Genomic DNA, 377 nt, shown 5'->3' with positions numbered 1-377 from the left:
GTTGCGAAGGGCGTGCACGACGCACTGCCGGGCAAGATCGCGATTGTGCACTTCGACGCGCATCTGGACCTCATGGATTCGAGCGAGGCGCAAGGCCGTTACAGCCAGTCGAGCGGCATGCGTCGCGCGCTGGAGCTCGATCGCATCGACGCGCGCCAGTGCATTCAGGTTTGCGAGCGACATTTCAATTTTCCGGCTTCCGGCCGCTTCAAGCACGATAACGACCTCGTGCATCTATCGGCGCGCGAGGTACTCAAGCTCGGTCCCGCAGCCACGGTCGAACGCATTCTCGCGCGCACGCAGGGCGCGGATCATATCTTCCTCTCGTTCGATATCGACGCGATCGATCCGGCTTACGCACCGGGCGCTGGCGCGCA

1 protein-coding gene is annotated in these 377 nt (G+C 63.1%); it reads left to right on the top strand.

From position 1 onward, the window contains the following. A partial coding sequence (locus SB772_RS39365; RefSeq protein WP_410838433.1) for an arginase family protein occupies positions 1–377 on the top strand: 377 nt, incomplete at both ends.

The sequence above is a fragment of the Paraburkholderia sp. SIMBA_030 genome, assembly GCF_046535245.1.
GTDB lineage: Bacteria > Pseudomonadota > Gammaproteobacteria > Burkholderiales > Burkholderiaceae > Paraburkholderia.
Note: the sequence above shows the minus strand (reverse complement) of the source record. Positions and strands in the feature narration are given on the sequence as shown.